This window comes from Limnohabitans sp. Rim8 (genome assembly GCF_945869175.1).
In the GTDB taxonomy this organism is placed as follows: Bacteria; Pseudomonadota; Gammaproteobacteria; order Burkholderiales; family Burkholderiaceae_C; genus Limnohabitans_A.
Map to the genome: position 1 here is coordinate 1 of NZ_CAMBNZ010000125.1, position 5,661 is coordinate 5,661.

At 55.0% G+C, this 5,661-nt stretch carries 5 protein-coding genes and 1 pseudogene; 2 read left to right on the top strand and 4 right to left on the bottom strand.

Annotation, left to right across the window (positions count from 1 at the left end):
• Both Q0O19_RS13685 and Q0O19_RS13690 read left to right on the top strand, forming a co-directional pair.
• A pseudogene (locus tag Q0O19_RS13685) lies at positions 1–308 on the top strand (hypothetical protein); the annotation flags it as partial.
• Complete coding sequence (locus Q0O19_RS13690; protein ID WP_295523876.1) at positions 309–1,322, top strand: hypothetical protein; 1,014 nt, start codon at positions 309–311, stop codon at positions 1,320–1,322. It abuts the pseudogene before it with no gap.
• Between the two features lie 429 nt (positions 1,323–1,751).
• Here Q0O19_RS13690 and Q0O19_RS13695 read toward each other — a convergent pair whose 3' ends face one another.
• From Q0O19_RS13695 to Q0O19_RS13710, 4 genes are all read right to left on the bottom strand, one after another.
• Positions 1,752–2,549 carry a DeoR/GlpR family DNA-binding transcription regulator gene (locus Q0O19_RS13695; RefSeq protein WP_295523878.1) on the bottom strand — a complete coding sequence of 266 codons (798 nt, stop codon included), beginning with the start codon at positions 2,547–2,549 and terminating at the stop codon, positions 1,752–1,754.
• Between the two features lie 91 nt (positions 2,550–2,640).
• A complete protein-coding gene (locus Q0O19_RS13700) occupies positions 2,641–4,206 on the bottom strand; it encodes a gamma-glutamyltransferase (protein WP_295523880.1) in 1,566 nt (521 codons plus the stop codon).
• A gap of 9 nt (positions 4,207–4,215) precedes the next feature.
• Positions 4,216–4,992: an amino acid ABC transporter ATP-binding protein gene (locus Q0O19_RS13705; protein WP_295523882.1), complete on the bottom strand. Its 777-nt coding sequence runs from the start codon at positions 4,990–4,992 to the stop codon at positions 4,216–4,218.
• Positions 4,989–5,661: amino acid ABC transporter permease (locus Q0O19_RS13710; RefSeq protein ID WP_295523884.1), on the bottom strand; the 673-nt coding region annotated here is incomplete at its 5' end. The genes Q0O19_RS13710 and Q0O19_RS13705, both read right to left, overlap by 4 nt.

Consider the following 5,661-nt stretch of genomic DNA (forward strand, 5'->3'; position numbering starts at 1 on the left):
ATGAACGGCACAGGTCTGTGCCCATCAAGGAAACCATCACGCGAATTCCCGGCTACCCACGCAAGCTGGTGATCTTCAAGATTCCGGCTTCCAGCTACTGGTGGGTCAGGTATTACGCCGAGAGTCACATCTTCAAGCGCACCACCAAGACCGAAATCAAGCGTGACGCACTGGAAGCAGCCAAGCGGTTTTATGACGACATCACCATCCGCATAAGGGGTGGCAATTTTGAAGGCTTACCCATTGAGGTCAACGCCGCAGAAGTTGTGACTTTTGCCAAAGCCACCAAGATGCTGATGGACAGTTAATTGGCCAAGTTGAACCGAAGTCAGCTATCCAAGATCAGTTACGACAACATGCAGCTGCGCTACGACAAACACATCCTGCCCTTTTTCGGCCAAACGGATGTGCTCAGCATCAACTACAAGATGCTGGACGAGTTTTTGCAGAAGCTGTCCAACCAAGTGCCCAAGCTGAGTGTCAGCACGCTGGGTGCCTACATGGGGCTCACCCGCAAGGTTTTGCAACATGCCGCTAGGCACAGCTTCATTCAGCACATCCCTGAATTTCCCAAGGTGGGCATTGAGGATAAGCCACGCGGCTGGTTCAATGTTGGCGAGTACAAAGAAATTACCAAGGTAGCCAAAAAGCTGGCTAGCAAACGAGTCGAGTGGCGCGCACATTCAGAGGAGACCAAGGGTTCCTACTTTTGCGAGCCAGGTGGCAAGCTAGGACCTGCAGACCGTTTGATCAAGCGTATCGAAATGACCAAGGACTTAGCGGACTTGATAGTGTTCATGGTCAACAGCTACATCCGCCCTACCGACATCCGCAACATGCAGCACAAGCATGTGGAGATCATTCGAAGGGAATGGACCTACCTGCGGCTTAGCTTGCCACCCAGCAAGGGGCACACGTTTCCCATCACCACCATGCCATGGGCAGTGAAAGTGTATGAACGCATCAGGCGTCGACAGGTGCTGGAACTGGGCCGAGACATCCACCCTGAAGACTATGTGTTCATGCCCGAAGCAGGATCGCGCGACAACGCCATGAAACTTTTAGCTCGGCAGTTTGAAATCGTTCTGGAAGTGACAGGCTTGAAGCTGAGCACTGCTGGTGAAACCCGTACCTTGTACAGCCTGCGGCACAGCAGCATCATGTTCCGATTGATGTTCGGTCGAACGGTGGACACATTGACTCTGGCTCGCAACGCAAGAACTAGTCCCGAGATGATTGACCGCTTCTACGCCGCTCCACTTCAGGGTGAGATGAACGTGGGGGAACTTCAGAGCAAAAGGCGTCCACGACCTTGGGAATAAATTGATCAGAGTTGACGACGGCTATGCAGCGATAGCGGCCGGTCGTTTCCCGCAGGCACTTATCGGCTTCAACCCTGAAGCAGTCGGTCAAACACACTACATTTTGCATCGCCGCTGACCGGTTTAAGGAGACGCGTTGACAGTGGCAAAGCTCAGGATCTCAGCAAAGGGATGAAGGTCCGCTTTAGTTGGTGCGAACGCGTACTGCTGACCCAAAGCGGTAAATGCCAACTCACTTAAGCGGTCGTTCAGGAATGGCGGCGCTAGATGCTATCCGGATCAAGCCCAAGAGCAACGCGCTCTGACGCTTGTATTGAGTCGAGAGGCATCGTCAGTCTAAGGCTCTCTCGGTACTGCTCCGCAGGCGCCGCGTGAGTCATCTAAACTGAGTCTGAAGTTCAAGTCCACTGAGACGTCCAGGCTTTCAAATCAGTTGGCCACTATCACCTTGACCGAAGCGGCGGCTAAGGCTGCTGCAAGTGCTCGTGGAGGAGGTGCGTCTGTGATGAGCACATCAATCTCATCCAGTGCGCAGGCCCGCACAAGCGATCGCTTGCCAAACTTGCTGGAATCGCAAAGAAGAATCACTTGGTCCGCATGCTTGATGTAGGCGTGTTTGACCAGTGTGTCCTCAGGTGAGGAATCGAACCCGCCGTCCTCGGTCAGACCTGCCAAACCAATAAATGCCTTGCTGAACCAGCGCTGGGCGGTATCTTTCACTGCCTGCTCACCACATATGGAGAGTTCTTGGGCCCGGACGATTCCCCCTGGCATCAGCACAACACAGCGTGATCCGGCCAGCAGGCTCGCGACGCGCAGATGGTTCGTGAATACGTGCATGCCGGCGTGCTTGCTCAGTTCACGGGCAAGAGTCAGCACCGAACTGCCGACATCCAGTGCAATATTGTCATCAGATGATAAAAGCACCGCAGCAGAGCGTGCAATCGATTGCTTTGAAGCGATCTGCCTTCGCCGCCGCGTCTCGTACTGCAACTCCCGCATGTCCGCATCGCTCAGGCCACTGTTTCCGCTGGACGCTACCTCTGCTGATAATGCTACTGCTGCCCCTTGAGATCGCTGGATCAGCCCTTGCCTGCTGAGCGAGTCCAGGTCCCGTCGAGCGCTCATCTGCGAAATACCAAAATGCCTCGCCAACTCGGAGACTCGCACGTACCCGTCCTGTCGCACGAGTTCGAAGATTCGCTGTTGACGAACCGCAGCTGGCAAGGTCGTCTGCTTAGTTCGCTGAGGTTCCTGGGTTGTGGCCAATGAGGGCGCTGCTTTAGAATTCACCATGTGATCGATTGTGCCCCCATGATCAGCTTAACTTCTGATGACCGTCTCCTCGAGGATCAGTGGCGCTTTCAAACTTCCCACCCGGGTATCGGCGTACGAATTGAACATGACCTGCCCGATCGTCGCGCTCGGCGCCAAACACCAGCGGTAGCCCTACTTGAGAAAGCGCTTGACGGCCAGCATCGCCCAGTGCAGATTCAGCCAGCACTACATTTTCATTGCCTTGCCCGAACGTACCCACAACCCAGCGGGGAGCAGCTAGCGCATCGGCGGGTGCAGTTCCCACCAGCAGGCGCATGAGTACCTGAGCGAGAATTTGCGGTTGACTCTTTCCCCCCATGCAGCCCAAGGCAGCCTCAATCTCTCCATTGCGGCGCAGTAAAGTTGCTGTCAACGAACTCGGAGGTCTGCTCCCACCAGTTAACACCGCAGGACCTTCATGCAGTGTGAAGGCGGCACCGCGGTTCTGGCACACGATGCCCGTTGACGACTCCAACATACCGGCCCCGAATGCGTGAAAGATACTTTGGATGACTGTCACTGAATGACCCAGCGCGTCCTGTGCCACTATTGCCACGGTGTCGCCACTGGGCCGAGGTAGAGGCGGTGTTGCCGGTATTGGCAGTGATAGATCGCTGGCTGTGCGAACCAAGTCTCCGATCACGCTGTCGGATAGTAAGTAGTCGATGTCGACCCGAGCATGTTCTGGATCTCCAAGGTATTGGTCTCGAAGGTCTGCTGTGATGGCGCAAAGGCGCGCCAGCGTTGTCGCAGCTTTGTCGTTAGGATCGGCCGACTCGAGGTTCATTTGGCGCATCGCTGCTAGCAACTGCATAAGCACAAAGCCTTGGGATACGGGTGGCGTTGTCAGTATTTCATAGGGTCCGAAACTTGTGGACAGCGGCTCAAGCCAAAGTGAATGATGGCTAGCCAAGTCGGCGCGGGTCAGCAGGCTACCTTGAGCCCGCACCCCGTTGACAAAATTGGCACCTACTTCGCCCTTGTAAAACGCATCAGGGCCGTCTTTGGCGATTAGAGCTAGGCTAACAGCAAGGGCTGGTTGCTTGAGGATTTCGCCCTCGCGCAATACGTGCCCGTCTGGTCGAAAAAAAACGCCAAATAACCCTGCATCTAAGCGTAACCGCTCCTGCAATGCGTCGAGGTCTCTCCCGAGAGCCGCAGCGACTGGCACCCCGCCTTGCGCTAACGCAATAGCATCCTCCAAAAGTCGTGCCCATGGGAGGCGTCCGCCTTGAGCGTGCAGTTCCCCCCATGCGGCTATCACGCCTGGTACGGTGATCGGATGAACACCGTGGATCGGCATGGACGCATGATTACCGCGCAAGTTCTGCGCGCTCAAGGCCGCTGCAGCTGCCCCGCTGCCGCCGAGCGCCTTAGTCCGGCCGTCTGGAAGTGCTAACAACGCCTGGATGTCGCCGCCAATTGAGTTCATGTGCGGGTAGACGACAGTCAGTACTGCGCAGGTCGCAATAGCCGCGTCAACTGCAGTGCCTCCTTCGTGGAGCACACGTTGACCCGATTGTGTGGCCAGTGCATGTGGTGAGGCACTGGCGCCAAGTGTGGTCATATTTTTACTTTAGTGAATGGTGGAGAGAAACGCTTTCAGACGCGCTGGCGCTTGATTGCCAAAAAATTGATCGGGTGGGGCCTCATGCCGGATCTGACCTTCTTCCATGAGCACTACACGATTTGCGACCTGCCGTGCGAAACCCATTTCGTGTGTCACGATAATCATGGTCATGCCAGTGGAGGCCAACTCAGAAATCACCGAAAGCACTTCTCCTGTAGTTTCCGGATCAAGTGCGCTGGTGGGTTCGTCAAACAGCATCAGCTCAGGATTCATTGCCAATGCTCGCGCGATTGCAGCACGTTGCTGTTGGCCACCAGACAACTTCATCGGGTAGGCCTCAGCCTTGGCCGCAAGACCGACCCGCTCGAGCAGTCGCATGGCGTTCTCGCTGGCCTGCGCTACCGATTGACCTAGCACGCGGATAGGGGCTTCAATGATGTTTTCCAAGACAGTCATATGCCAAAAAAGGTTGAACTGCTGGAACACCATACCGATTCGGCGGCGTTGCAGTACGACCTGTCGGCTACCAATTGGGAGCAACCGGCCTCCCGCTTCTTTGTAACCTATCAAATCATCATTGATAAAAATTTTCCCCTCTTGATAGATCTCGAGTTGATTGATGCACCTCAGGAAGGTACTCTTGCCGGATCCAGAAGGGCCGATGATGCAAAGAACTTCCCCACGATGTACATCTAAATTAACGCCGCACAGCACCTCCGTATCACCGAAGCGCTTGCGTACATCGAGCGCCCTTACAAGCGGCAGGAAATTCTCTGTTTTCATGATCGACGCTCGGAGCTATTCGTGCTTGGCGTTAAGTACACGACGAAGCTCTGCCACCAACTTCGGACTGGCCGGTCTATTTCGTGCGCACGTAAGCGAGTTTCAATAACACCCTGGATCGTGTTCCAGATCGCGGTGAGTACAAGATAGTTAAGGGCCACCACCGTAAGCAATTCAAAGGTTTTAAATGTTGTAGCCGACATTGCTTCCGTAAGCTGGAAGATCTCCGGTACACCGATCACGCTGGCAAGCGAAGTGGTCTTCAACATATGGTTGAAATCGTTGCCAAATGGTGGCATGACTACTCGGGTGGCTTGGGGGATCACGATTCTCCAAGTCACAAGCCAAGGACTCATCCCTAGTGACCGTGCGGCCTCAATTTGGCCGCGTGCCACGGATTGGATGCCGTTACGCACAATCTCGGCCATATAGGCGCCTTCATGAATGGCCAGCCCAATGACCGCAGCTTGGAAGGAAGCTGTCAACTTGATCCCTGCAAACTCTAGATCTGTGAACCGAAATAGCCCTGCTGCAGCCATACCGGAAAACAGCATCACCAAAAGTACCAGAACAGGAATGCCCCGGATCAACCACACGTAAAAGCCGCAGGCCGACCGAACCAGGCCGTAGCGTGAAAGTCGGCCGAAACCCACCACCAATCCGATAAGA